The following is a 22,527-nucleotide window of genomic DNA, read 5'->3' on the forward strand; positions in this document are numbered from 1 at the left end:
AAGCTGTCGACCGGCTTTGATCCGCGTGACGCGAGGCTGCGGTAAACAGCCACCTCCATCGGTTCGAGCCCGTTCCATAAACTTGAGGTAATTAACGTAATACACGATGCCGCCCGCATCGGTGTCTTCGTAATAAACGCGACAACGATGTGCGAAAGGCTCCAGCCCGTTTTGCGCGCGCATACTCTAGTGCTAACTCCTCGGGTTGCCAATCCGGACAGGCAACTGTTTTTCATTGATCTGCGGCTTTCTTGCAAAAGCACGGTCCTAGGACAGCACAATGCCCGAAAAATCGGCACGCAAAAGTTAATTAATCGTCCACGGCGTCGAGAAACTCGTCTACCACGGGCATCTCGCCCAATCGTGACGGAATATTTAATCCGAAATGCAGGTAGGCATGCCGCGTGACCACGCGTCCTCGCGGGGTGCGCATGATATAGCCCTGTTGAATCAGGTAAGGCTCCAGCACATCTTCAATGGTGTGGCGCTCCTCACTGATGGCAGCCGCAAGGCTGTCCACTCCAACAGGCCCGCCATCGAACTTCTCGATCATGGTCAGCAACAGACGTCGATCCTGGTGATCGAAGCCACGCTCATCGACATCCAGCAGGTTCAGGGCCAAGTCGGCAATCGACTTGGTGATATGCCCCTTGGCGCGAACTTCGGCAAAATCCCGTACCCGGCGCAACAAACGATTGGCGATCCGCGGAGTGCCACGGGCACGTCGGGCAATTTCAAAGGCACCTTCAGGGTCCAGCGGCAAACCGAGGATACTCGCCGAGCGACTGACAATCGTCGACAGATCGGCATTGCTGTAGAACTCCAGGCGCTGAACGATCCCGAATCGATCACGCAGCGGGTTGGTGAGCATGCCCGCTCGCGTGGTCGCCCCAACCAGGGTGAACGGAGGCAGATCAAGCTTGATCGAGCGCGCGGCCGGTCCTTCGCCAATCATGATGTCGAGCTGGAAATCCTCCATGGCCGGGTACAACACCTCTTCGACAATCGGCGAAAGGCGATGGATCTCATCGATGAACAGTACGTCGTGCGGCTCCAGATTGGTCAACAACGCCGCCAGGTCACCGGGTCGCTCAAGGACCGGCCCCGAGGTACTTTTGATCGATACACCCATTTCCTGGGCAATGATATTGGCCAGGGTGGTTTTACCCAGCCCGGGTGGACCGAAAATCAGCGTGTGATCCAGGGATTCGTTACGCCCGCGCGCCGCCTGGATGAACAACTCCATCTGCTCGCGAACGGTCGGCTGGCCAATGTACTCGGCCAGACTGACCGGACGAATCGCCCGGTCCTGGACTTCCTCGCGGTCACGGGGGCTGCCCGTGGCGGCGATCAGACGATCAGCTTCAATCACTTAGATCATCCCCCTCAGGGCACGTCGAATCATGTCTTCGCTGCTCAAGCCTTTTTCCTTGATCGCGGAAATTGCCTTGCTGGCTTCCTGCGGTTTGTAGCCCAGGGATATCAGCGCGCTGACCGCGTCGTTTTCAGCGGTATTGACCGGTGCAGGCCCGTCCGGCTGGTTCGGCACCAGGGCAAACATGCTGGGCACCGTTTCCCACGCCTTGAAGCGATCCTTGAGCTCCACCAACAGGCGCTCGGCGGTTTTCTTACCCACACCCGGCACCTTGGTCAGCGCCGAAGTGTCCTGGGATTGCACGCAACGGACCAGTTCATCGACTTCCAGGCTCGACATCAGGGCCAGGGCCAGTTTCGGTCCGACACCATTGAGGCGAATCAGCTCACGAAAAAAATCCCGCTCGCGCTTGCCGACGAAGCCGTAGAGTAACTGCGCGTCTTCGCGTACGACCAAATGGGTGTGCAACGTCAGCGGCTCACCGACCGACGGCAGGCGATAAAGTGTGGTCATGGGGACTTCTAGCTCATACCCCAAGCCGTTTACATCCAGAATCAAGTGCGGCGGCTGTTTCTCAGCCAGTGTGCCGCGCAAGCGTCCAATCACGTTACAGATCCTTGAGCGTTGGCCAGCACGGGGCCAGCGACTGAAAGAACAAGGGGTCTGCGCCGAAAGTTCAGGCGTCCCCCCCTCGCTCCCCGAATTTGAATGCCGATGCTATCAGAGACGCAGGCGCCCGCCACGACTGCGTGCCGTCCCCAGACCATGGGGCAGCAGGCTGGAACGGGTATGGGCATGGCAAATGGCAATTGCCAGGGCGTCCGAGGCATCGATTTGCGGTTTGCTGGTCAGCTTCAACATATGCATGACCATCATCTGCACCTGCTCCTTGTTCGCGGCGCCGGTGCCGACCACCGCCTGCTTGACCTGCGTCGCCGTATACTCGGCGATTTCCAGGCTCTCTTCCGCCCCTGCCACGATCGCGGCGCCTCGGGCCTGCCCCAGTTTCAGGGCGGAATCCGCATTACGGGCCATGAACACTTTTTCAATACCCATGGTGACCGGGCCGTAGGTCTGAATGATCTCCCGCACACCGCGATAGACGATCTGCAGACGCTCGTGCAACTCGCCAGCACCGGTACGGATGCAACCCGAGGCGACGTACTCGCAACCACGGCCGGTATCACGAACCACGCCGTAACCGGTGATGCGCGAACCGGGGTCGATACCAAGAATTAAAGTCATAACGCCTGCGGTTTTGGTAAAAGCACGATGTTCAATGCACAAATAACAAATGTGGGAGCGAGCCTGCTCGCGAAAGCGGTTTCATTTTCAGCAACGATACTGCCTGAAAATCCGCATTCGCGAGCAGGCTCGCTCCCACAAGGGGCCAGGTCGCCTTTAACCAAGCTGTGCGGCGACCGACTCCGGAATATCCGCGTTGGAATAGACGTTCTGCACATCATCCAGGTCTTCGAGCATGTCGATCAGCTTGAGGACTTTTTCCGCCCCTTCCAGATCAAGTTCGGCGCTGGTGGTCGGCAGCATGACGATTTCCGCATCGTTGCCTTTGAAACCCGCCGCTTCCAACGCGTTACGCACCGAATAGAATCCGGCGAACGAGGTGAACACGTCAATGGAGCCGTCTTCATTGGTCACTACGTCATCGGCGTCGGCCTCCATGGCCGCTTCCATCAGTGCATCCTCATCGACACCCGGCGCGAATGAAATCTGCCCCTTGCGCTCGAACAGATAGGCTACCGAACCGTCCGTACCGAGGTTGCCGCCGCACTTGCTGAAGGCATGACGAACGGCTGCCGCGGTGCGGTTGCGGTTATCGGTCATGCACTCGACCATGACCGCCACGCCACCCGGGCCGTAACCTTCGTATGTCAGTTCAACCACGTCATCGGTGTCGGCGGCACCAGTGCCACGGGCGATGGCGCGATCGATGATGTCGCGGCTCATGTTCGCACCCAGGGCCTTGTCCAGCGCCAGGCGCAGGCGCGGGTTGGAGCCCGGATCGCCACCACCCTGACGGGCAGCGACAGTCAGCTCACGAATCCACTTGGTGAAGATCTTGCCTCTCTTGGCATCCTGACGTTCTTTGCGGTGCTTGATGTTCGCCCACTTGGAATGACCTGCCATAACTCGCTCCGAATTCTCTTTGAAACCTTGCCCGCCACGCTCAATCGCGCCGACCGGCAAACAAAAAATCTCGACCTGTTCCCCTGATGAAGAAAGGGCGCATCCACCGATGCGCCCTTCAGGTCAGCCTTATTCGGCCTTAGGTGTTTCACGCAGGCGAATATGCAGTTCGCGCAACGCCTTGGCATCCACCTGACCCGGCGCCTGAGTCATGACATCCGCTGCGCTCTGGGTTTTCGGGAACGCGATCACTTCACGAATCGACTGGGCACCGGTCATCAGCATGACCAGACGGTCCAGACCGAAGGCCAGGCCACCGTGCGGCGGTGCACCGTACTTCAGGGCGTCGAGCAGGAAGCCGAATTTCTCTTCCTGTTCCTCTTCGTTGATACCCAGCAGACGGAAGACGGCCTGTTGCATCTCCTTACGGTGAATACGGATCGAACCACCGCCCAGCTCAGTGCCGTTCAGAACCATGTCGTAGGCCCGGGACAGCGCGGTGGCCGGATTGGCCTCCAACTCTGCCGGAGAGCACTTCGGTGCAGTGAACGGGTGGTGCAGGGCCGTGAAGCTGCCGTCGTCGTTCTCTTCGAACATCGGGAAGTCGACAACCCACATCGGCGCCCATTCGCAGGTCAGCAGGTTCAGATCGTGACCGACCTTGATCCGCAGCGCGCCCAGGGCCTCGCTGACGATCTTGGCTTTGTCCGCACCGAAGAACACGATATCGCCATCGACCGCACCCACGCGATCGAGGATCACGTTCAGGGCTGCCTCGGGGATGTTCTTGACGATTGGCGACTGCAGACCTTCGACGCCTTTGGCGCGCTCGTTGACCTTGATGTACGCCAGCCCCTTGGCACCGTAGATGCCGACAAACTTGGTGTAGTCGTCGATCTTGCTGCGCGGCATGCTCGCCCCGCCCGGAACGCGCAGTGCGGCAACACGGCATTTCGGGTCGTTGGCCGGGCCGCTGAAGACCTTGAATTCAACGTCTTTCAACTGGTCGGCAACGTCCACCAGCTCCAGCGGGTTACGCAGGTCCGGCTTGTCGGAACCGTAACGGCGCATGGCTTCTTCGAAAGTCATGTGCGGGAAATCGCCGAACTCAAGACCCAGCACTTCCTTGAACAGGTTGCGGATCATGCCCTCGGTCAGGCCCATGATGTCCTTTTCATCGAGGAAGCTGGTCTCGATGTCGATCTGGGTGAATTCCGGCTGGCGGTCGGCACGCAGGTCTTCATCGCGGAAGCACTTGGCAATCTGGTAGTAGCGATCGAAACCGGCCACCATCAGCAGTTGCTTGAACAACTGTGGCGATTGCGGCAGGGCAAAGAACGAACCGGCGTGGGTACGGCTTGGCACCAGGTAGTCGCGAGCGCCTTCCGGAGTAGCGCGGGTCAGGATCGGCGTCTCGACGTCGAGGAAACCGTTTTCGTCCAGGTAACGACGGATGCTGGTGGTCATGCGCGAACGCAGGCGCAGCTTCTCGGCCATTTCCGGGCGGCGCAGATCGAGGAAGCGATAGCGCAAGCGGGTTTCTTCGCCGACGTCCGAGTACTCGTTCAGCGGGAACGGCGGGGTTTCCGCTTCGTTCAATACCTGCAACTCGTAACCCAGGACTTCGATCATGCCCGACGCCATGTTGGCGTTGGTGGCACCGGCCGGGCGCAAGCGCACCTTGCCGGTGATCTTGACCACATACTCGCTGCGCACGCGATCGGCGGCGGCAAAGCTTTCTGCGCGATCCGGGTCGAACACCACCTGGGCCAGACCGTCACGATCACGGATATCGAGGAAAATCACCCCACCGTGGTCACGGCGACGGTGGACCCATCCGCAAAGGGTAATTTCCTGGCCTTCCAGGCTTTCGTTCAGTTGGCCGCAATAATGGCTGCGCATCATGGTCGTGGTTTCACTTCTCGTAATTCGTCGTTCGGTTGGAGACCTTGCAGATGTCGGTGGACCGACCTTGCAAGTGCTCACATGTATGTTTCGTTCAGCACATGGACCCTAGTCAGCTTTGTCGCCACCGGCCAGGTTCTTCTTCGAACCGGTCTTGAAATCGGTCTCGTACCAGCCGTTACCACTGAGCCGGAAACCCGGCATGGACAGCATCTTTTTGAGCTCTGGCGCCTGGCATGCAGGGCAATCGACCAGCGGCGCTGCGCTGATCTTTTGAATGGCTTCCAACTGATGACCACAGGAAGCACATTGATAATCGTACATCGGCATGGATTGTCTCGGCGATCAGATTGCTACCGCGTACACGGGGTCCGGCGGCAAAGAGCGGGATTATATCCATTAAATGCAGCCTGTGCAGCCGTAAGACTGCACAGATCGACACACAGTCCTTTCACTGCCAGGCCTGAGTCTCGGCAGCGCCACCTCCTTCCTTGAGACTGTGCACGACGCAGATTACCCGCACCAGCCCACTGAAATTTTTCACCCCGCCATGGCGCAAATGCACTTCGCGATCCAGATGGGACAGCAACGCACTGACCGAACAGTGATTGATCCTGGCCAATTCGCCCAGAATGTCCCAGTAAACCTGCTCAAGGCGCAAGCAGGTGGCAAAGCCGTTCAACCGAACCGACCGTGACAAGGGCTGGGCCAGCCCCATATCGAACTCACCGACAAAAGGATCGGCCCTCATATCCTTGAGCGAACCAACCCTCCCCTCACTTCGCCTGCGTTCATAAACCATATCGCTGACACTCCTTTGTCATCCCTGGTCTTCACAAGAGCCTGTTGGCTTATGAAAGCGCGCAGACACGGCTATATCCAGATGACTTTTTGCCCATCCGCGTAGGAGAAGCCAACAACTGAAGGCAGAACATGGAGTAAGTCCTACTCAGGAGTGTTTCTTACACCTACGGGCGAAGATTCACTCAATCAAAAAGCACCTTCAGGACCGGGGCCAACACATGAGACAGGGTCGGCGAGTCGGTCACCGACTGATCTCGTGACCCGCATCAAAAGCCCCCAAAGCACCGCCGGACTCCTTGATTTGAGTAGCCACAAGCTTTGCTGTTAAATAGGCGAGTGTCGCTGGCGCCCTTATTTTCCGGGCACTGCGCATAGGCTGATATCGGATGCGTGCTCAACGCCTCTTATTTGTTCCGAAGCGAACCGTATCCCGTCAGCTCTTCCTTGTGAGCCGCCTTAACGTGAGTCAATAAAAATGTTGAAAATTGTCCACCTGCTAATGGGCGCAGCAGCCTTGCTGTTGTCCTTCCTCCCCAGCCTGCGCACCGAAGCCGTACCTTACCTGCAACAACCCGACGCGCTGTACCTGGCCCTGTTCGGCCTACTGAACCTCACCCTCGCCCCAGTCATTCCCAACTGGAACAAAGGCGCGCGCCAGCAGTTGCAAAACCTGGTCAGCGCCCTGCTGATCCTCGCTGTCGTTCTGCAGACCCTGACACTGATAGCCCCCATGCCGGTCATTGCCGGGCAGCCTGCCGTTCTGTTCAGCCTGATCGCAGCCCTGATCGCAGTCGTCACGCACCTGGCCGTCAGTTTCTACAAAGCCGCCCCTGCTGCCGCCGCACCCAGCTATGACATGAGCAACCGCGATACCGGCACCGTCAAGTGGTTCAATACCTCCAAAGGCTTCGGCTTCATTTCCCGCGATTCCGGCGACGATATTTTCGTGCACTTCCGGGCCATCCGCGGTGAAGGCCATCGAGTCCTGGTCGAAGGCCAGCGCGTGGAGTTCTCCGTCATGAATCGCGACAAAGGCCTGCAGGCCGAAGATGTGATCGCCGCACTGCCGCGACGCTGATTCGAAGCGGTAAAAAAAACCGCGAACAGCCTGGCTGTCCGCGGTTTTTTTATGCACCCACTTCAGTAGTGGGGTGGCGGCGCCTCTTCTTCGATCGACTCGAATTGGCCGGCCATTTCTTCCTGACGCTTGAGCAAGGCAGCCATCTGCAGCTGCAGGCGCTCAATAGCCCGCTGCTGTGTTGCCAGCACATCACTCAGCGCCTGAATGGTGTCGTCCTGAAACGCAAGCTGAGTTTCAAGATCGGTAACACGATCTTCCAGACTCATGACTCACCCCTCCAGAAACGTGAAATCTTCGGTCAGTACCAGACGCAGGCGCTCGCGAATCGCCGCGACCTGCTCGGCACTGTAGGGCCTGGCAGGATGCTTGCCCCAAACCGGCGCCGGCCAGGCGGCATCTTCCCGCTTGCGCACAATAACGTGCATATGTAGCTGACTGACCACATTGCCCAGGGCCGCAACATTCAGCTTGTCCGCGTCGAACGAGTCCTTGAGCGTCTCTGCCAGCGCCGTCGTTTCCTGCCAAAGCCGCTGCTGATCGGCAACATCCAACTGAAATATCTCACTGATATCGTCACGACGAGGCACCAGGATGAACCAGGGATAGTTCGAATCATTGGACAGCAGCAACCGGCAAAGCGGGAAATCACCGATCGGCAAGGTATCTTGTTGAAGTCGTGGATCTAAAGCGAACACTGCATACACTCCCGCCAGTTCATCATTTTTCAGCTTAGCGCCCGCCCCGAGAGATCGCGCACCAAGCGACTGGATGGCAGCATACCTGCGAACGTCACAGGCTTCACGACGAACAACAGTCGAAGCCCGCTCGAGGATCTGAAAATGGCTGCAAGCCGCCCCGAGATGAAACACTTCCCGCAAAAATGCACTATTTCCAAACCGGAAACACCGCAAAAACCGCTGAAATGACTGAGTGACAAGGATTTGTTCAGGGACTGAAGAGCGTCGAACTGTATGTTTTCAACACAGCGATTAAAAATTTTTGCACCAAAACCGAACAGTACGTCTACGCTTTGAGCTTCGCATATCCGCCATTTACCCACTTTCAGGGTGAACCGGTAACATTTTTGGTTGTCACCGGGCGGTAACACATTGTGCAGCACGATGAAAACGATGGCGTCAAGCCCAAACCAAAGCAGCATGAGACCCCCGTTTTTATGAGGTTTTTATTGCATCAGGCAGACACCGAAAAAAAAATCCGATAAATTTCCGATTTGTGCACGCTTGTTGCATTCACACCCACATAGTCTATGAGGCACCGCGGGAAGTGGGAGCCTCAAGACCAGATAAAACAGTGGCAGGGCAGCCCGATGGAGATTCAAGCGTTTCACCAGGGACTCTTTTTACCGATGAACCGCCCCAGAAAAACAGTACTGAAGTTGTCAGTCCGGTTGCATCGGGGCTGTAAATTTGCGACATCTAGCAAGCTGTTAGCGACAGGGTCGTAAAGAAGCCGAAAGGTTAGATGCGCAAGTATCGCCAACATTGCCGGCGTGATATAAGTTTGCGCCGACACAAAAAGAAAGAGCCGCCCAGATAATAAAACAGGTGGGACGGCAGTACTCTTCCTAAAAACCAAAGGAGCAAATCACGATGCGCGTGATGAAGTGGAGCATGATCGCACTGGCTGTTGCAGCAGGCACCTCGCAGTTCGCAGTAGCGTCTTCCCAGGACGATTCCAAGGGTTTCATCGACGATTCGAGCCTGAAACTCAAAACCCGTTTTGAGTACATGAACCGCGATTACAAAAACGGTGCAAGCAACCCATCCAACTCTGACTCCGGCTACCGTCAGGACTCCGGTATCAGCCAGTTGCTGACCTACGAGTCGGGCTTCACTCAAGGTACTGTTGGTTTCGGCGTTGACGCCATGCTGATGGGCTCGGCCAAACTCGACGGCGGCAAAGGCCACCGTGGCAACGGCCTGTTCGCAATCAACGGCGACGGCGAAGAAGAGAAATCCCAAGGCAAGAGCGGCGCTGCAGTGAAACTGCGTCTGTCCGACACCGTTGTGAAATACGGCCAGCAATTCGTTGCCAGCCCAGTATTCGCTACCGACGACAGCCGTCTGCTGCCAGAAGTTGCTACCGGTACCCTGATCACCTCCAAGGAAATCAAGGGCCTGGAACTGAACGCTGGTCGCTTCACCTCCCTGAGCAAGCAAACCGGCATGGGTCGCGACAGCATCGGCGGCCTGCCTGATGAAGACGGTAACGGCGGCAAAGGCCTGACCAACATCAACATCTTCGGTGCAAGCTACGCTTTCACTGACAACTTCACCGCTGCCCTGGCTGCGTCTGATGCTGATGACTACTTCAAGAAGTACTACATCAACATGAACCTGACCCTGCCGATCGCAGATGATCAGTCCCTGAACTTCGACCTCAACGGTTACAAAACCAAAGGCGAAAGCCGTGGTGACCTGGTTGACGCTATCGGCGACGGCACCCTGGGTGTGGACAACAACCTGTGGTCCCTGGCAGCAGCTTACAGCCTGGGCGCTCACAAGTTCACCGTTGCCTACCAGCAATCCAGCGGCGACAACGCTTACTACTACGGCGTTGACGGTAACAGCACCATCTTCGTATCCAACTCCATCCAGATCTCCGACTTCGTGGGTCGTGAAGAGAAATCCTGGCAGGCTCGCTACGACCTGAACATGGCTACCTACGGCGTACCTGGTCTGAGCTTCATGACCCGTTACGTTAAGGGTGACAACATTGCCACCAACGGTCTGGGCGAAGGTAAGGAATACGAGTGGAACCTGGAGTCCAAGTACGTAGTTCAGGAAGGTCCAGCCAAAGACCTGTCGTTCCGCGTGCGTTACGCCAACTACCGCTCGAACGAAGCCTACAGCGGCTACTCGCCTGATCTGTACGACACCCGTCTGATCATCGAGTACCCACTGAGCATCCTGTAATCAGGGTGTAACTCAGAAGTGCTGTAGAGCCTGGCTCTAAATAAAAACCGCCCACCTTAACAAGTGGGCGGTTTTTTTATGCCTGCCATATATGGATCACATCAGCAAACAACTTAGAGTCCTGACATTAGTACTTTTTGAAATGAACTGATCAAAAGTCACAAAAAAGCCCAAGGGAGTATCACCCCCTTGGGCGTATTGCCATTAGCCAAGTACAAAGACAACTAATGAAGCAAGATTACTGCGCCGCTGTCTCCTGAACCACGCGAACAACTCGCTGTGGGAGCGGAATTTCGACACCGGCAGTTTTCAATCGATCACGGGACTGCTCGTTGAACATGAACAGCACGTCCCAGTAATCGGCTGTTTTTACCCAGACACGCAGGGAAACCGTGATTGAACTGTCACCCAGGGTCGAAATGACTGCCTGCGGTGCCGGGTCGGTCAGAACACGTGGGTCCTTGGCCAGATCCAGCAACACTTGCCGGGCCTTCTGCAGATCCGCCTCATAATCGACACCTACATCAAACACCACCTTACGGGTGGGCTGACGGTTGGTGTTGGTGATGATGCCGTTCGACAGATTGCCGTTGGGTACGATGATGGTCTTGTTATCGCCAGTGCGCAGAACAGTGTGGAAAATCTGGATGCTGTCGACGGTGCCGGCAACGCCCTGAGCCTCGATCCAGTCACCAATGCGAAACGGACGAAACAGCAGAATCAATACACCGCCGGCGAAATTCGCCAGGCTGCCCTGCAGAGCCAGACCGATGGCCAGACCTGCCGCACCGATGGCGGCCACGAACGATGTGGTCTCCACCCCGATCATTGACGCAACGCTGATGACCAGCAGAATCTTCAGAATGATGTTCGCCAGGCTGCTGATAAAGCCTTGCAACGCCAGATCGGTATTGCGCAACGCGATCAGTTTGCCCAGCTTGTGGGTGACCTTGTTGATCAGCCACCAGCCAATGGCCAAAGTGATCATCGCCAGCAGCACACGGCTACCGTACTCCATAATCATCGGAATCCAGGCCTGGGATATCTTGACCAGGTTATTTACTTCGGCATTCAAATCCATCTACGTTCTCCTGATTTCCAGCCATCCGGCACGCTAAAAAATAAACGGCAGAAAAGATCGGGCCCGTTTTTTGGGGGGGCAATCTTTTCTACCGTTGTTGGGCCTCGGACGCCGAAAACGCCGAGAGGTTCCCGCCCTGCCAATCAGTCGCGGAAGTTATTGAACTGCAGCGGCATGCCGAATTCCTTGGCGCGCAGTGCGGCAATGGCTTCCTGCAGATCATCACGCTTCTTGCCGGTCACACGTACCTGCTCACCTTGAATGGCGGCCTGCACCTTGAGTTTGGCGTCCTTGATGTGGGCAACGATCTTCTTCGCCAGCTCTTTGTCGATGCCTTCCTTGAGAACAGCTTCCTGCTTCATCAGCTTGCCTGAGGCAAAAGCATCCTTGACCTCAAGGCACTGCACATCGATCTTGCGCTTGACCAGGGCCAGCTTGAGGATCTCGATCATCGCTTCAAGCTGGAAATCGGCTTCGGCGGTCAGGTGAACGGTCAGGTCCTTTTCCTTGAACTCGAAGCTGCCCTTGCCTTTCAGGTCATAGCGACGGTCGAGCTCCTTGACGGCGTTCTCGACCGCATTGGTGACTTCGTGTTTGTCCAGTTCGGATACCACGTCGAACGACGGCATGTAATCTCTCCAAATAAAAGGCGCACAAATGGAGCACGCCTGGCTTGCGGTAAAAATCCGCGCTGATTATAACGGGTCTTTCCCATCATTCACTGCGAGCTGTCCATGCGCGCATCAAACAGAGCAAAAAGCTGATGTCCACCACCTGGCACGTACTGGGCGCCGGCAGCCTCGGCACGTTGTGGGCCACGCGCCTGGCCCGGACCGGTGTGCCGGTACGCTTGATCCTGCGCGATAGCGCACGCTTGCAGGCGTATCGGACCGCCGGCGGGCTGACACTGGTCGAACACGGTGAAGCACAATGCTACCCGGTGCCCGCCGAAACACCCGACAGTGAAGAGCCGATCAGCCGCCTGCTGGTGGCCTGCAAAGCCTACGATGCCGAGCGCGCCGTGGCACAGCTGGCACCCCGCCTGGCTGCCGATACCGAGCTGATTCTGTTGCAGAACGGCCTCGGCAGCCAGGACGCCGTAGCGGCACAGGCTCCCCTGGCACGCTGCATCTACGCATCGAGCACCGAAGGCGCATTCCGCGATGGCGACTGGCGGGTGGTATTCGCCGGCCACGGCTTTACCTGGCTGGGGGACGCCGGCCATCCTGTCGCCCCGATCTGGCTGGACGATTTGGACGCTGCCGGCATCCCTCATGAGTGGAGCACCGAAATCCTGACACGGTTGTGGCGCAAACTGGCGCTCAACTGTGCGATCAATCCGCTGACGGTTCTGCACGATTGCCGCAATGGTGGCCTGCAGGAACACCATTGCGAGGTCGCCACCCTTTGCGGCGAACTGACCGAACTGCTTGAGCGTTGCGGGCAGCCTGCCGCCGCCGAAAACCTGCAACAGGAAGTTGAACGGGTGATCCACGCCACCTCCGCCAATTACTCGTCGATGTATCAGGACGTCAGCAACCGGCGCAGGACCGAAATCAGTTATCTGCTGGGCCACGCCTGCAAAGTCGCCTCCCGGCACCAGTTGAATCTGCCGCACCTCAATCAGCTGGAATCGAGGTTGATCGCGCACCTGCACAGCCTTGGATTGCCCAGCGACTGAGCAGCGGCTACGCTGGCCACTTGTTCCTTTGCAGCGATAAACCTGATGCCATTGCGCCAGCGCCTTGAAAACCTTCCCGTCGGCCAGAAATTGCTGGCCGCCCTGTTGGTGCTGTTGACCACTGTACTGCTGGTCGCCAACCTGACGTTTATCAGCGCCGCGTATTACATCTCCCAGGAAAGCATGGCCCCCCAGGCCTTGCAGACCATCGGCCGGCTGGTGTCCAACCCGAATCTGATCTCCGAGGCGTTGCAATCGCCACAAAGTGCCGAGCGTCTGCTCAAGGAGCTCGACAGTTATTCACCCTTGCGCGCAGCAGCCCTGTATGACGGCAAGGGAGAACGCCTGGCCCAGCTGCAACATGGCGACCACCTGAACCTGCCCGAGCGCTACCGGCACATCGAAGCCTGGCAAGTCACCGAGTTTCGCAGCAATCAAGTGATCACCCTGCCCCGCCCTGGCTCCGCTCCCGGCCATTTGCTGCTGGTGGCCAGCAGCGAGCTGCCGATGGCGTTTTACACCGGGACCCTGACCGCCAGCCTCGGCATCCTGATCTTCAGCGTACTGTTGTGGCTGGTGATCGCACGGCAGATCAAGCGCCTGATTACCCGGCCGATTCATCAACTCGAAGAATTGTCCCGGCAAGTGACTCGCGAGGAAAACTATTCGCTGCGCGCCTCCCGCGGCAACCATGACGAGATTGGCAGCCTCGCCGAAGCCTTCAACACCATGCTCTCGCGGATCGAGGCGCGGGAGCAGCAGCTCAAACGGGCACGGGACGACTCCCAGGCCGCCTATGACCAGGCCCAGGGCCTGGCCGAAGAAACCCGTCACACCAATCGCAAGCTGGAGCTTGAAGTCCAGGTACGCAGCAAGATCGAGAAGAAACTCACCGGGTTCCAGAACTACCTCAACAGCATCATCGACTCGATGCCTTCGGCATTGATTGCCCTTGATGAACAGTTATACGTGACGCAGTGGAACCAGGAAGCCAGCGCCCTCTCCGGCACCCGCCTGGACGAAGCCCTGAACCAGCCGATTTTCCTGGCCTTCGAACCGCTCAAGCCATTTCTGCCGCAACTCAAGCAAACCGTCGAACAACACACGGTGGCCAAGATCGAGCGGGTCACCTGGGTCAAGGACGACGATGCCCGGCAATACGCCCTGACTTTCTATCCGCTGATGGGCGGTGCCGGACGTGGCGTGGTGATCAGGATCGACGACATCACCCAGCGCCTGTCCTTGGAGGACATGATGGTGCAGTCGGAGAAAATGCTCTCCGTGGGTGGCCTCGCCGCCGGCATGGCCCATGAAATCAACAACCCGCTGGGGGCGATCCTGCACAACGTGCAGAACATTCGTCGCCGACTGTCCCCGGATCTGCCGAAGAACCTGGAGCAGGCCGAACAAATCGGCATCGAACTGTCGACGGTCAATGACTACCTGCAAGCGCGGGAAGTGCCGCAGCTGCTCGACGGCATTCAACAGGCCGGCGCCCGGGCGGCGAAGATCGTCACCCACATGCTCAGTTTCAGCCGTCGCAGCACCCGACAAATGGCGCCATGCGATTTGCCGGCGCTGATCGATCAAGCCGTGGAAATCGCCGGCAACGACTTCGATCTGGCGATCGGCTTCGACTTCAAGGGCCAAGCCATCATTCGCCAGTTCGATCCAGCGCTGGGCCCTGTGCCCGGCACCGCCAACGAGCTGGAGCAAGTGCTGCTCAACCTGCTGAAGAACGCTGCCCAGGCCATTCACCTGCGCGAAGACGACCGTGAACCGGGGCGGATCATCTTGCGCACCCGGCTCAATCCACCATGGGCGGAAATCCAGGTCGAGGACAACGGCATCGGCATGAGCGAAAGTGTGCGAAAGCGTACGTTCGAACCGTTCTTCACCACCAAGGAAATCGGCCAGGGCACCGGTCTCGGGCTGTCGGTTTCGTACTTCATCATCACCAATAACCATAAGGGTCAGATGGAGGTGCAATCGACCCTCGGTCAAGGCACCTGTTTCACCCTGCGTCTGCCTCTGGCGGGCACTGCCCCCGTCTCTCAAGAACTCAACCTGCTAGCGAGGTAACCATGGGCTTTCGCCTGTCGAAGATTTACACACGAACCGGCGACAAAGGCGAAACCGGCCTGGGCGACGGTCGTCGCGTACCCAAGGACCACCCGCGAATCGAAGCGATCGGCGAGGTCGATACGCTGAACAGCCAGGTGGGTGTGTTGTTGGCGGGACTGGAGGCGCACTGTGCCGAAACGCCGGGATTGAAAATGGTCATCGAGGTGTTAGCGCCTTGCCAGCACCGTTTGTTCGACCTTGGCGGCGAGCTGGCCATGCCGGAATACCAGGTGTTGAATGCAGCAGAAATCGAACGTCTGGAGGCGGCGATCGATACCTGGAATGAAGAGCTGGGGCCGCTGGAGAATTTCATTCTGCCGGGCGGTTCGCTATTGATTGCCCAGGCTCACGTCTGCCGTAGCCTGGCCCGCAGCGCCGAGCGCCGTTGCCAGCAACTCAATGCGCTGGAACCGTTGGCCGGAGTGGGCCTGGCGTACATCAATCGGTTGTCGGATTTGCTGTTCGTCGCGGCGCGGATGATCGCCCGGCATCAGGGGATTGCAGAGATTCTCTGGCAGTCGGCGCCGAAACCCGAGATTTGACCGGATCGTCGTTGGCCCCATCGCGAGCAGGCTCGCTCCCACATGGATTTTCGGTGGACACAATATCTGTGCACAGAAGTTACCGACCGTAGGAGCGAGGCTTGCCCGCGAAGAGGCCAGCGATCACACCAATGAATCTGGCCAGAACGCGCGAATCCCCGCCACGCCTTGGGCACCCGCCGACCAGGCTTTCTGGACGTCCGCAGGCCCTACCCCACCCAGCAGGAATACCGGTTTGCTGAAGCCCTCGATCAAAGTCGAGGCCTGCTCCCAGCCCAACGGCTGAGCCCCCGGATGAGTCAGCGTCGGCTGCACGGGAGACAGGGTCACGAAGTCCACACCCATCTCCTCGGCCAGCGCCAGCTCTTCGGCGCTATGGCAGGAGGCGGCCAACCAGCGCGACGCCGGTAACGGTCGACCAGCCGCCGCGTACTTTCGCAACTGTGCCGACGTGATGTGCCAGCCGGCGGAAGGAAAGTCCCCCAGCCATTCGAATGGCCCCTTGAGCATCAACTGCGCCTTGCCGGCGCACAATCCCACCGCATCGACCGCCAGATCCCGGTACTTGGGGTCATAACCGTTTGGCGCACGCAATTGAATCAGTTTGATACCGCCCGCAATGGCTTTCTGAATCCCCCGCAACAGCGCAGGGGCTTCCAGATCCTCCGGGGTGATCAGGTACTGCTCGGGCAACCGGGCCGCTGCGACGATGGGGCGATTGGCCTCGGGAAATTCGTAATCCGAGAGTTCACGCGCCGTCACCCAGGCCAATGGCTGGCCTTCGGCGCCGTGGGGCTCACCGGTAAACGCCGAAACCTCCCAGACATCCAGCAACACCTGCTTGTCCGGGTAGTCGTGGCAAACCTTGATCAAAGGTCGTGCCGCGCCGACCACGATACCCAGCTCTTCCTGAAGTTCACGGGCCAGTGCGGTTTCGACCGACTCGTCGGCCTCGACCTTGCCGCCCGGAAACTCCCATAGACCACCCTGGTGCTGAGTGTCGGCACGCCGGGCGATGAGGATCTTGCCGCTGGTATCGCGAATGACGGCCGCGGCGACGTGTACTCGTTTCACCGTTCGAGTTCCTCCAGTCCGGCTTTTTGCCAGGCCTTGAAGGCCGGCCATTGGTAAAGCGCATCGATATAGGTTTCGTCGACCGCAGGCAGCTTCACCCGATAGGTGCGCAAACGTACGGCCACGGGGGCGAAAAACACATCCGCCAGGCTCAAGCGCCCGAACAGGTAAGGACCGGTTTCGGTGGCGGCTGCACGACACTCGGCCCACAACGCCGACATGCGCTCGATGTCGGCCTGCACATCGGCCGGCATTGGCGAGAGCGGCGCATCATGACTCAAGTCGAACGGCATGTTGCCGCGCATGGCGAAAAAGCCGCTGTGCATCTGCGCACAGGCCGAACGCGCCTGGGCACGGGCGGCGATGTCGCTGGGCCACAGACCGGCGTCGGGAAATTGCTCGGCCAGGTACTCGGCAATGGCCAGCGAGTCGGCGATGGTGCCGTGTTCGGTTTTCAGCAGTGGGACTTTACCGGTCGGCGAATGCTTGAGCAGACGCTCGCGGGTGTCCGGCTGGTTCAGCTTGATCAGTTCTTCGGTGTAGCTGGCACCGGCCAGATCAAGGGCCAGGGCGCCGCGCAGGGACCAGGAGGAAAGCAGTTTGTCGCCGATGATCAGGTGCAGGCTCATGTTCGGGACCTTTTGATAAGGGGACAGACCAGTCTAGCCAGTGACAGGTAGATCGTCATCGTCGGAACGCCGCCCGGAGCAGGCTCGCTCCCACATTTGATCTCGTCATACACAAAAACTGTGTTCACTGAAAATCTCCTGTGGGAGCGAGCCTGCTCGCGATGGGGGTGACTCGGCCTAGCGCCTGATTACGTACGGTACTCGGCGTTGATCTTCACGTATTCGTGGGACAGATCGGTGGTCCAGATGGTTTCGCTGCAATCGCCGCGACCCAGTTCGATACGGATCGTGATCTCTTCCCGCTGCATCACCGCCGCCCCCTGGGCTTCGGTGTAGGTGGCAGCGCGGGCACCACGGCTGGCGATGCAGACTTCGCCGAGGAACACGTCGATCTTGCTGACGTCCAGGTCCGGCACACCGGCACGGCCGACAGCGGCCAGGATACGGCCCCAGTTCGGATCGGAGGCAAACAGGGCGGTCTTGATCAGCGGCGAGTGAGCCACGGTGTAACCAACGTCCAGGCATTCCTGGTGATTGGCGCCGCCGTTGACTTCAACCGTCACGAACTTGGTCGCACCTTCGCCATCGCGAACGATGGCCTGGGCCACCTCCATGCACACTTCGAAAACCGCTTGCTTGAGCTTGGCGAACAGCTCGCCTTCGGCACGGGTGATTTCCGGCAAGGCAGCCTTGCCGGTTGCGATCAACATGCAGCAGTCGTTGGTCGACGTGTCACCGTCGATGGTGATGCGGTTGAACGACTTGTTGGCGCCATCGAGCATCAGGTTCTGCAGCACGTCGCGCGATACCTTGGCGTCAGTGGCGATGTAACCGAGCATGGTCGCCATGTTCGGGCGAATCATGCCCGCGCCCTTGCTGATACCGGTGACGGTGATGGTCACGCCGTCATGCTGGAACTGACGACTGGCACCCTTGGGCAAGGTGTCGGTGGTCATGATGCCGGTGGCAGCTGCTTCCCAGTTGTTGACCGACAGGTCGTCCAGGGCGGCTTGCAGCGCACCTTCGATTTTTTCCACCGGCAGCGGCTCGCCGATCACACCGGTGGAGTACGGCAACACTTGGCTGGCATCGACGCCAGTCAGTTCGGCCAGTTTGGCGCAGGTGCGCTCGGCCGCGGCCAGGCCAGGTTCACCGGTGCCGGCGTTGGCGTTGCCGGTGTTGGTCAGCAGGTAACGCACCGAACCTTGCACGCGCTGCTTGGCCAGGATCACCGGGGCCGCGCAGAAGGCATTGAGGGTGAACACGCCCGCCACCGTGGAGCCTTCGGCACAGCGCATGACCACGACATCCTTGCGCCCCGGGCGCTTGATACCGGCCGAGGCGATACCGAGTTCGAAACCGTCAACCGGGTGCAACGTTGGCAAAGGACCAAGACCAACAGCCATGAATAAGCTCCTTACGATGATGTCAGCACCGCTGCGCTCTTTTTTTCAAGAAGGCGGTGGTTTAAATGGCAAAACGCCGCGACGGCATGAGCCGGTCGCGGCGCGGGTATTTCAGCGTATGAAACGGGTTTACTGGATCTGCCCGTGGCAATGCTTGAACTTCTTGCCCGAACCGCAGTAGCAAAGCTCGTTGCGACCAAGCTTCTGTTCATTGCGTACGGGTGCCGCGGCAAGCGCCACGTCGACTTCTTCACCGACCGCTTCCGGCTGCTCAAGGCCCGGGGCTTCTTCATGCAGGAACTGCATGCGTGCCGCCAGCGCTTCGGCTTCCTGACGCAGGCGCGCCTCTTCTTCGGCCGGATCCTCGCGACGGACCTGTACGTGCGACAGCACGCGGATCGAATCGCGCTTGATCGAATCCAGCAATTCGGAGAACAGCGTGAAGGACTCGCGCTTGTATTCCTGTTTCGGGTTCTTCTGGGCGTAGCCGCGCAGGTGAATGCCGTGACGCAAGTGGTCCATGGTCGACAGGTGGTCTTTCCACAGGTCGTCCAGTACACGCAGAACGATTTGCTTCTCGAAGGTGCGCAGCGCTTCGGCGCCTGCCTGGTCTTCTTTCTCGTTGTACGCTGCCACGAGCTCGTGCATCAGCTTCTCGCGCAGGGTTTCCTCGTACAGGTGATCGTCTTCGTCGAGCCACTGCTGGATTGGCAGCGCTACGCCGAAATCGCTTTGCAGCGCGGCTTCCAGACCTGGCACATCCCACTGCTCGGGCAACGATTGTGGCGGAATGTGGGCGCTGACGGTCGCGCTGAGAACGTCCTGACGGAAGTCGGCGATGGTTTCGCCGATATTGTCAGCGGCCAGCAACGTGTTACGCATGTGATAGATCACTTTACGCTGTTCGTTGTTGACGTCGTCGAACTCAAGCAGCTGCTTGCGAATGTCGAAGTTACGGCCTTCAACCTTGCGCTGAGCCTTTTCGATGGCATTGGTCACCATGCGATGCTCGATCGCTTCGCCAGGCTGCATGCCTAACGCCTTCATGAAGTTCTTCACCCGGTCGGAGGCGAAGATGCGCATCAGGCTGTCTTCCAGCGACAGGTAGAAGCGGCTGGAACCGGCGTCGCCCTGACGACCGGCACGACCACGCAACTGGTTGTCGATACGACGCGATTCGTGACGCTCGGAAGCGATGACCTGCAAGCCGCCCGACTCGAGCACTTGCTGGTGACGCTTCTGCCAGTCGGCCTTGATCTGTGCAATCTGCTCGGGCGTCGGGTTTTCCAGCGACGCCACTTCCACTTCCCAGTTACCGCCCAACAGAATGTCGGTACCACGACCGGCCATGTTGGTAGCGATGGTCAGCGCACCCGGGCGACCGGCCTGGGCAATGATCTCGGCTTCCTTTTCGTGGAACTTGGCGTTCAGAACCTTGTGTTCGATGCCTTCTTTCACGAGCAGGCTGGACATGTGCTCGGACGTTTCAATGGTCGCGGTACCCACCAGAACCGGGCGGCCGGCGGCCATGCTTTCCTTGATGTCATTGACGATTGCCGCGTATTTCTCTTCGGCGGTCAGGAACACCAGGTCGTTGTAGTCCTTACGGGCCAACGGTTTGTTCGTCGGGATGACGATGACCGGCAAGCCATAGATCTGATGGAACTCGAACGCTTCGGTGTCGGCCGTACCGGTCATGCCGGACAGCTTGGTGTACAGACGGAAGTAGTTCTGGAACGTGGTCGAAGCCAGTGTCTGGCTTTCGGCCTGGATGTTCAGGTGTTCCTTGGCTTCGATGGCCTGGTGCAGACCCTCGGACAAACGACGACCCGGCATGGTACGACCGGTATGTTCGTCGACCAGTACGACCTGTCCGTCCTGCACGATGTATTCGACGTTGCGATGGAACAGCTTGTGCGCACGCAGACCGGCGTAGACGTGAGTCAGCAGGCTCAGGTTGTGTGCCGAATACAGGCTCTCGCCTTCCGCCAGCAGGCCAAGACGCGTCAGCGCATCTTCCACGAACTGGTGACCGGCTTCGTTGAGCTCGACCTGGCGAGTTTTCTCGTCGACGGTGTAGTGACCGGCCTTGGTGACTTCGCCTTCCACTTCCTCGATGTGCAGTTCCAGCTGCGGGATCAGTTTGTTGATCTCCATGTACAGCTTGGAGCTGTCCTCGGCCTGACCGGAAATGATCAGCGGGGTACGGGCTTCGTCGATGAGGATGGAGTCGACTTCGTCGATCACGGCAAAATTGAGTTCGCGCTGGAATTTTTCTTCCATGCTGAACGCCATGTTGTCGCGCAGGTAGTCGAACCCGAATTCGTTGTTGGTGCCGTAGGTGATGTCGGCAGCATAGGCGGCACGCTTCTCTTCCGGCGGCTGGAACGGCGTCACGACGCCGACCGTCAGGCCGAGGAATTCGTAGAGCGGACGCATCCAGTTGGCGTCACGGCGGGCCAGGTAGTCGTTCACCGTTACCACGTGCACGCCCTTGCCGGACAATGCGTTGAGGTAAACGCCCAGTGTACCCACCAGGGTCTTGCCTTCACCGGTACGCATTTCGGCGATCCGGCCTTCGTGCAAGGTCATGCCACCGATCAACTGAACGTCGAAGTGGCGCATGCCCATGACGCGCTTGCCGGCCTCGCGGGCGACCGCAAAGGCTTCCGGCAGCAGCTTGTCGAGGCTTTCCCCTTTGGCGATGCGAGCCTTGAATTCGTCAGTCTTGGCACGCAATTGATCGTCCGAAAGGGCCACCATTTGCTCTTCGAAGGCATTGACGAGCTGCACCGTCTTGAGCATGCGCTTGACTTCACGCTCGTTCTTGCTTCCAAAAAGTTTCTTTAACAAAGGCGCAAACATATCGGCAGGATCTTCCACACTAAAGGGATGGAGGGCGGCCCCGTGAGTCGCCCGTGCAGCCCTCATGGCCGCATGCGAACGAGCATTCTACCCGGAAACGCTGGTGAGGAAAGTGGCGATATTCCACGATGCTGGCACGGCGCTTTGACGGGGCTCACTTTAAATAGGGGCGTTTTGCAGAACTTCAACCCGTTCAAGGCAGAAGTTAGTTGTTGATTTAATGGGTAAAGCAGGGACAAAAGCAATGGGCGAGTGAAACGGGCGCTTTCTGCTACCATGGCTGCTCTGTTACTTCAGGTGTCTGATCATGGCATTTCGCCCTCTTACGGCCAAAGCACCCGCCGTCCTGCTCCGCGAAGCCAGACCGCTCAAAGCCATACTCGGCCATGCCCAACGCCTGGCACACCTGCAACGCCTGCTGGACAGCCAATTACAGCCCGCCGCTCGAGAACACTGCCACGTGGCCTCGTGGCGTGAAGGCAGTTTGTTGCTGATTGTCACAGACGGTCACTGGGCGACCCGCCTGCGCTACCAACAAAAACGCCTGCAACGACAACTGCAGATGTTCGACGAATTCGCCAGCCTCACGCGAATCCTGTTCAAGGTGCAACCACCGACGAACAATCGCGGCGCGACCGGGCACACCATCGATTTGTCCACCCAGGCGGCACAGACCATTCAAGCCACGGCCGAGGGCATCAGTGATCCGAACCTGCGGGCCGCGCTGGAGCGATTGGCGGCACACGCCAAGCCCAAGGCCTGAAAACCTTTACGCAATCTTGTAGGAGCGAGGCTGAACTGGCCTAATGATTTTGGACACTTCAATCGGGCGCTATGATGGCGCCCAAATCTGAGGTGTTTGGCTATGCGTAAATC

22 protein-coding genes and 1 pseudogene are annotated in these 22,527 nt (G+C 58.6%); 6 read left to right on the forward strand and 17 right to left on the reverse strand.

Annotated features, from left to right (window positions below; genetic code table 11):
* The 8 genes and pseudogenes from ACQKP2_RS26215 to ACQKP2_RS26250 form a co-directional block, all read right to left on the reverse strand.
* Positions 1-183, reverse strand: a pseudogene (locus ACQKP2_RS26215) (hypothetical protein); the annotation flags it as partial.
* A gap of 127 nt (positions 184-310) precedes the next feature.
* On the reverse strand, positions 311-1,372 hold the full coding sequence (gene ruvB, locus ACQKP2_RS26220) for a Holliday junction branch migration DNA helicase RuvB (protein ID WP_427580736.1): 1,062 nt from the start codon (positions 1,370-1,372) through the stop codon (positions 311-313).
* Positions 1,373-1,981, reverse strand: a complete 609-nt coding sequence (gene ruvA / locus ACQKP2_RS26225) for a Holliday junction branch migration protein RuvA (RefSeq protein WP_427580737.1) — start codon at positions 1,979-1,981, stop codon at positions 1,373-1,375.
* A gap of 114 nt (positions 1,982-2,095) precedes the next feature.
* A complete protein-coding gene (gene ruvC / locus ACQKP2_RS26230) occupies positions 2,096-2,620 on the reverse strand; it encodes a crossover junction endodeoxyribonuclease RuvC (RefSeq protein ID WP_427580739.1) in 525 nt (174 codons plus the stop codon).
* Positions 2,621-2,776: 156 nt separating this feature from the next.
* Entirely contained in the window at positions 2,777-3,523 is a 747-nt protein-coding gene (locus ACQKP2_RS26235) for a YebC/PmpR family DNA-binding transcriptional regulator (RefSeq protein WP_095193170.1), read from the reverse strand.
* A gap of 129 nt (positions 3,524-3,652) precedes the next feature.
* Positions 3,653-5,428 carry an aspartate--tRNA ligase gene (aspS, locus tag ACQKP2_RS26240; protein WP_427580741.1) on the reverse strand — a complete coding sequence of 592 codons (1,776 nt, stop codon included), beginning with the start codon at positions 5,426-5,428 and terminating at the stop codon, positions 3,653-3,655.
* A gap of 108 nt (positions 5,429-5,536) precedes the next feature.
* Positions 5,537-5,758 carry an FmdB family zinc ribbon protein gene (locus ACQKP2_RS26245; protein WP_003209804.1) on the reverse strand — a complete coding sequence of 74 codons (222 nt, stop codon included), beginning with the start codon at positions 5,756-5,758 and terminating at the stop codon, positions 5,537-5,539.
* Positions 5,759-5,879: 121 nt separating this feature from the next.
* On the reverse strand, positions 5,880-6,230 hold the full coding sequence (locus tag ACQKP2_RS26250; RefSeq protein WP_427580743.1) for a ribbon-helix-helix domain-containing protein: 351 nt from the start codon (positions 6,228-6,230) through the stop codon (positions 5,880-5,882).
* A gap of 477 nt (positions 6,231-6,707) precedes the next feature.
* Here ACQKP2_RS26250 and ACQKP2_RS26255 point away from each other — a divergent pair, with 477 nt between their 5' ends.
* Complete coding sequence (locus ACQKP2_RS26255) at positions 6,708-7,310, forward strand: cold shock domain-containing protein membrane protein (RefSeq protein ID WP_427580745.1); 603 nt, start codon at positions 6,708-6,710, stop codon at positions 7,308-7,310.
* A gap of 62 nt (positions 7,311-7,372) precedes the next feature.
* Here ACQKP2_RS26255 and ACQKP2_RS26260 read toward each other — a convergent pair whose 3' ends face one another.
* From ACQKP2_RS26260 to ACQKP2_RS26270, 3 genes are read right to left on the reverse strand one after another with little or no spacing between them, the layout of a single operon-like run.
* Positions 7,373-7,579, reverse strand: coding sequence for a SlyX family protein (locus ACQKP2_RS26260; RefSeq protein ID WP_427580747.1), 207 nt, complete (start codon positions 7,577-7,579; stop codon positions 7,373-7,375).
* A 3-nt stretch (positions 7,580-7,582) separates the two neighbouring features.
* Positions 7,583-8,008 carry an HIT family protein gene (locus tag ACQKP2_RS26265; protein ID WP_427580749.1) on the reverse strand — a complete coding sequence of 142 codons (426 nt, stop codon included), beginning with the start codon at positions 8,006-8,008 and terminating at the stop codon, positions 7,583-7,585.
* A 29-nt stretch (positions 8,009-8,037) separates the two neighbouring features.
* Positions 8,038-8,472: a hypothetical protein gene (locus ACQKP2_RS26270; protein ID WP_427580751.1), complete on the reverse strand. Its 435-nt coding sequence runs from the start codon at positions 8,470-8,472 to the stop codon at positions 8,038-8,040.
* A gap of 451 nt (positions 8,473-8,923) precedes the next feature.
* Between ACQKP2_RS26270 and ACQKP2_RS26275 the strand changes: the two genes are divergently transcribed.
* On the forward strand, positions 8,924-10,249 hold the full coding sequence (locus ACQKP2_RS26275) for an OprD family porin (RefSeq protein WP_427580753.1): 1,326 nt from the start codon (positions 8,924-8,926) through the stop codon (positions 10,247-10,249).
* Between the two features lie 238 nt (positions 10,250-10,487).
* Here ACQKP2_RS26275 and ACQKP2_RS26280 read toward each other — a convergent pair whose 3' ends face one another.
* Together ACQKP2_RS26280 and ACQKP2_RS26285 are read right to left on the reverse strand one after the other, a co-directional pair.
* Entirely contained in the window at positions 10,488-11,330 is an 843-nt protein-coding gene (locus ACQKP2_RS26280) for a mechanosensitive ion channel family protein (RefSeq protein ID WP_427580755.1), read from the reverse strand.
* 143 nt (positions 11,331-11,473) lie between these two features.
* Positions 11,474-11,959, reverse strand: a complete 486-nt coding sequence (locus ACQKP2_RS26285; protein ID WP_427580757.1) for a YajQ family cyclic di-GMP-binding protein — start codon at positions 11,957-11,959, stop codon at positions 11,474-11,476.
* Between the two features lie 134 nt (positions 11,960-12,093).
* On the opposite strand from ACQKP2_RS26285, the gene ACQKP2_RS26290 reads away from it, so the two are divergent.
* The 3 genes from ACQKP2_RS26290 to ACQKP2_RS26300 are packed head-to-tail and all read left to right on the forward strand — an operon-like array spanning position 12,094 to position 15,677.
* Positions 12,094-13,011 (forward strand): putative 2-dehydropantoate 2-reductase, encoded by a 918-nt coding sequence (locus ACQKP2_RS26290; RefSeq protein ID WP_427580758.1) that lies wholly within the window; start codon positions 12,094-12,096, stop codon positions 13,009-13,011.
* Positions 13,012-13,056: 45 nt separating this feature from the next.
* On the forward strand, positions 13,057-15,093 hold the full coding sequence (locus ACQKP2_RS26295; protein WP_427580760.1) for an ATP-binding protein: 2,037 nt from the start codon (positions 13,057-13,059) through the stop codon (positions 15,091-15,093).
* Positions 15,094-15,095: 2 nt separating this feature from the next.
* Positions 15,096-15,677, forward strand: coding sequence for a cob(I)yrinic acid a,c-diamide adenosyltransferase (locus tag ACQKP2_RS26300; protein WP_427580762.1), 582 nt, complete (start codon positions 15,096-15,098; stop codon positions 15,675-15,677).
* A 123-nt stretch (positions 15,678-15,800) separates the two neighbouring features.
* Here ACQKP2_RS26300 and ACQKP2_RS26305 read toward each other — a convergent pair whose 3' ends face one another.
* From ACQKP2_RS26305 to secA, 4 genes are all read right to left on the reverse strand, one after another.
* Positions 15,801-16,751, reverse strand: a complete 951-nt coding sequence (locus tag ACQKP2_RS26305) for a Nudix family hydrolase (protein WP_427580764.1) — start codon at positions 16,749-16,751, stop codon at positions 15,801-15,803.
* The gene (locus tag ACQKP2_RS26310; protein ID WP_427580766.1) at positions 16,748-17,380 is read right to left on the reverse strand and encodes a glutathione S-transferase family protein; all 633 of its coding nucleotides are present in this window, start codon (positions 17,378-17,380) and stop codon (positions 16,748-16,750) included. Before ACQKP2_RS26310 ends, ACQKP2_RS26305 begins: the two co-directional genes overlap by 4 nt.
* A 188-nt stretch (positions 17,381-17,568) precedes the next feature.
* Positions 17,569-18,786, reverse strand: coding sequence for a bifunctional glutamate N-acetyltransferase/amino-acid acetyltransferase ArgJ (gene argJ / locus ACQKP2_RS26315; protein ID WP_427580768.1), 1,218 nt, complete (start codon positions 18,784-18,786; stop codon positions 17,569-17,571).
* A gap of 129 nt (positions 18,787-18,915) precedes the next feature.
* Positions 18,916-21,651, reverse strand: a complete 2,736-nt coding sequence (secA, locus tag ACQKP2_RS26320; protein ID WP_427580770.1) for a preprotein translocase subunit SecA — start codon at positions 21,649-21,651, stop codon at positions 18,916-18,918.
* Between the two features lie 307 nt (positions 21,652-21,958).
* Between secA and ACQKP2_RS26325 the strand changes: the two genes are divergently transcribed.
* Positions 21,959-22,414, forward strand: a complete 456-nt coding sequence (locus ACQKP2_RS26325) for a DUF721 domain-containing protein (RefSeq protein WP_427580772.1) — start codon at positions 21,959-21,961, stop codon at positions 22,412-22,414.
* Positions 22,415-22,527: the final 113 nt, after the last annotated feature.

Source organism: Pseudomonas sp. NPDC089569, assembly GCF_050280625.1.
Taxonomy (GTDB): domain Bacteria; phylum Pseudomonadota; class Gammaproteobacteria; order Pseudomonadales; family Pseudomonadaceae; genus Aquipseudomonas.

Coding starts and splice junctions, on each gene's coding strand:
- secA (WP_427580770.1), bottom strand. CDS start 21,651: ATGTTTGCGCCTTTGTTAAAGAAACTTTTTGGAAGCAAGAACGAGCGT.
- ACQKP2_RS26325 (WP_427580772.1), top strand. CDS start 21,959: ATGGCATTTCGCCCTCTTACGGCCAAAGCACCCGCCGTCCTGCTCCGC.
- ACQKP2_RS26290 (WP_427580758.1), top strand. CDS start 12,094: ATGTCCACCACCTGGCACGTACTGGGCGCCGGCAGCCTCGGCACGTTG.
- ACQKP2_RS26260 (WP_427580747.1), bottom strand. CDS start 7,579: ATGAGTCTGGAAGATCGTGTTACCGATCTTGAAACTCAGCTTGCGTTT.
- ACQKP2_RS26300 (WP_427580762.1), top strand. CDS start 15,096: ATGGGCTTTCGCCTGTCGAAGATTTACACACGAACCGGCGACAAAGGC.
- ACQKP2_RS26250 (WP_427580743.1), bottom strand. CDS start 6,230: ATGGTTTATGAACGCAGGCGAAGTGAGGGGAGGGTTGGTTCGCTCAAG.
- ACQKP2_RS26235 (WP_095193170.1), bottom strand. CDS start 3,523: ATGGCAGGTCATTCCAAGTGGGCGAACATCAAGCACCGCAAAGAACGT.
- ACQKP2_RS26285 (WP_427580757.1), bottom strand. CDS start 11,959: ATGCCGTCGTTCGACGTGGTATCCGAACTGGACAAACACGAAGTCACC.
- ACQKP2_RS26270 (WP_427580751.1), bottom strand. CDS start 8,472: ATGCTGCTTTGGTTTGGGCTTGACGCCATCGTTTTCATCGTGCTGCAC.
- ACQKP2_RS26310 (WP_427580766.1), bottom strand. CDS start 17,380: ATGAGCCTGCACCTGATCATCGGCGACAAACTGCTTTCCTCCTGGTCC.
- ACQKP2_RS26280 (WP_427580755.1), bottom strand. CDS start 11,330: ATGGATTTGAATGCCGAAGTAAATAACCTGGTCAAGATATCCCAGGCC.
- argJ (WP_427580768.1), bottom strand. CDS start 18,786: ATGGCTGTTGGTCTTGGTCCTTTGCCAACGTTGCACCCGGTTGACGGT.
- aspS (WP_427580741.1), bottom strand. CDS start 5,428: ATGATGCGCAGCCATTATTGCGGCCAACTGAACGAAAGCCTGGAAGGC.
- ACQKP2_RS26255 (WP_427580745.1), top strand. CDS start 6,708: ATGTTGAAAATTGTCCACCTGCTAATGGGCGCAGCAGCCTTGCTGTTG.
- ACQKP2_RS26275 (WP_427580753.1), top strand. CDS start 8,924: ATGCGCGTGATGAAGTGGAGCATGATCGCACTGGCTGTTGCAGCAGGC.
- ruvC (WP_427580739.1), bottom strand. CDS start 2,620: ATGACTTTAATTCTTGGTATCGACCCCGGTTCGCGCATCACCGGTTAC.
- ACQKP2_RS26245 (WP_003209804.1), bottom strand. CDS start 5,758: ATGCCGATGTACGATTATCAATGTGCTTCCTGTGGTCATCAGTTGGAA.
- ACQKP2_RS26295 (WP_427580760.1), top strand. CDS start 13,057: ATGCCATTGCGCCAGCGCCTTGAAAACCTTCCCGTCGGCCAGAAATTG.